The organism is Phocaeicola sp. HCN-40430 (assembly GCF_037890285.1).
GTDB classification, from domain to species: Bacteria; Bacteroidota; Bacteroidia; order Bacteroidales; family Bacteroidaceae; genus Phocaeicola; species Phocaeicola acetigenes.
The window spans coordinates 1-2,751 of sequence record NZ_JBBKBS010000046.1 but is presented as its reverse complement, the minus strand read 5'-3'; the positions used below and the strand labels follow the sequence as shown (position 1 = coordinate 2,751).

At 25.2% G+C, this 2,751-nt stretch carries 2 protein-coding genes; both read right to left on the bottom strand.

The window, feature by feature from the left end; all coding sequences use genetic code 11:
- Window positions 1-60 precede the first annotated feature (60 nt).
- Entirely contained in the window at window positions 61-1,071 is a 1,011-nt protein-coding gene (locus tag WKU26_RS12455) for a hypothetical protein (RefSeq protein ID WP_340322281.1), read from the bottom strand.
- Complete coding sequence (locus WKU26_RS12450) at window positions 1,068-2,594, bottom strand: oligosaccharide flippase family protein (protein WP_340322280.1); 1,527 nt, start codon at window positions 2,592-2,594, stop codon at window positions 1,068-1,070. Before WKU26_RS12450 ends, WKU26_RS12455 begins: the two co-directional genes overlap by 4 nt.
- Window positions 2,595-2,751: the final 157 nt, after the last annotated feature.

Here is a 2,751-nt window from a genome sequence, read left to right as displayed (position 1 = left end):
AATTTGAATTTGGACCTATATCGGACATTTTGGGTTGTGATTTTTTGTTGTATATTTTGACTATATATGTTGTTTATTAGACTTTTTGATATTCAAATACTTAGATAGTTCTTGTATGTTTTTAATATATTTGATATTAGTATTATTAAAATAGTTATACCATTGATCCTTTCTTTCCTTGTTTATTGGCGTATAAAAGTCAATTAACGAAATTGATGTTTTATTTAATTTATCAGCTTGTGCTAATATAGTTGAGTTATATCCTATGTAAGTAGGAAAAAAATCTAATAATAGTTCCATAGGAATAAAATTTGGGATATGTGGCAATTCTTTTTCTTCTCTTATCTCGTCTGAAAAACGAGGATGACATTTACATATTATATGGTTTTTTCCTATCTTTTCAATTAGTAATTTTGTCTTATTTGTATATTCATTTATATCAACTTGTTTACTTGCAATTACAGAGCCAGTTAGAAGTAGTACACTGTTAGAAGTTATATTTAAATTAAGTTGTCTGTATAGTTTTTCGGATATTTTTTTTAAAGCTTGATAATCTATTGTAAAAGATTGTTCTTGAATTTTGTTTTTTTTGAAAAATGATTGAGATAGTTTAGGGAATATGACTTGATTTCCTCTATTTTGTATAATAACTTCTGTATTAAACAAGAATTTGTATTTTATCCATACATAATATCCCCAAATAGAATGAAGTCTAGGATAACTAATATCTTTTAATACTCTGTTGTATGTTATTTTTATATTTTGTTTGTTGGCATATGTTATAATCCAATTAAAAAAATCTCCATATGCCTGATGGTAGTAGATGATTTCTTCTATTTTGTATTTTTTAAAAAATGACTTTATCCATGATTTTGATTGATAAAGAGATATTAAATTTTTCCATCCATATGTATTTTTAATTTTAAAGAGTTGTATATTATTAAACTGAATAAAATTGAAGAATGTTTCTATGTTCTCTAAATCTGTAAATATAATATACTCCTCTTTTGTGGATATTTGGCTTAAAACAGTGTTTATAGCCATATTGGTATTGAATAAAATTAATTTCATCGTTTTGTTATTTTAATTATAATGTTTTGAATTAAAGCTTTTTCATAATTATTTAATCCATACTTGTATATTACCAGAATGAGCAAAGCTTCAAAGGAAATGCATGTTATAATAGCTCGAATGATTCCTTCAGTTATTATAAACTTTAGTAAATAAGGTATAATTATAGATAGCAAAATGAACAAACAGGGTTTTATAAATATATCTTTTATAAATGTATAAATATCGAAGTCTTTTATATGTTTACGAATAAAAAATAATTTGATGATATTAGATATTATGATGGAAAGTATGATGATAACGAAAGGTATAAAATATATTTTATTTATTGATAGATACAATAAAAAAATAGGAATAGCTATTAGCTGTACTCCATTTGTTAGTATTTCAAACCATTTTATTTTTCCGGTAGCTCTTATGGCTGTATTTCCCGTGCAAGTCATTGTTTGGATTATTGATTCTATGAGAATAAGTGAAATGATAATTGGAGCATATTGAGGTACTTGAGATAGCCATAAATTAAGAATAAAATTGATTTCAAGAATAATTGGAATTGATATTGCAATAAGCAAGTATGTAGATAATTTGGCTCCAGAATATATTAATTTATTCATATTACTATAGTCTTGTTGTGCATAGGTTTTTACAATTTGAGGCATAAAAGACATTTGGAAATTTTGTGAAAATGTTTTTACTGCGGCATTTACTTGGTTGGCAATTCCAATTGCTGCATTTAATACAGGACCGAAGAAGAAATTTAATATTACAGAAATTCCTTGTGATTTAATCATGTATGAAAAAGCAGATAAAGTAGTCCATATTGAAAAGGTTGTCATATTATGAGCCAATTGTTTATCCCAATAAAAATTATATCTTGCTTCTTTATATTTTATGTGGCAGATAAAGGAATATAATAGTCTTATTATGAAGCTAACGATGAAGAGTAAAACAGCATACCATATAAGTCTATGGGTATTTAATTCGAATAAAATTAAAGCTACAATTAATTTTAAAAATGCCCCTAATATATCAATATAGGCAAAATAACTCATATTTTCTTTTGATATTAAGAAACTGTTATATGGAACACTGGTAATTGTTAATACTAGAGATAGAGAAGTGAAATGTAAAATCCATATAGCTGTTGTTGTATCAACATTACCTAAGTCAATTTTTGATTTTATAAGTATTATGCCTAATATTTCTATAATAATAAATGTAAAAAGAGCAAGAATTATATGAATATTTATAGCTGTAGAGAATACTTTTTGTATCCTTTCAGAATTGTTTAATCCCATTTCATATGACAAAAACCGTTGTGTAGCAGCAGACATTGTGCTGTTGAGAAATGAAAACATTGTGACAATTCCTCCAATAACTTGATAAACACCAAAGTCTTCAATACCTAAAGCTTTTAAGACTATACGTGAAGTATATAATTGTATAATTAAAGATACTAAGGATCTTATATATAGGTATATTGTGTTTTTTAGAATTCTTTTTTGAGAGTTCTTGTTGTCCATTATGGAAAAGTTGAAAATAATTTATAGATTTTAGGGTCTAATATTTGATTTTTCATTTATTAAACCCTAAATAGTTTCATCTGTATGAAATATGAGTTGAATAAAATATGGGATAATAAAATAACCTATAAATTTAGCTCGATATTTCTGTTTAGTA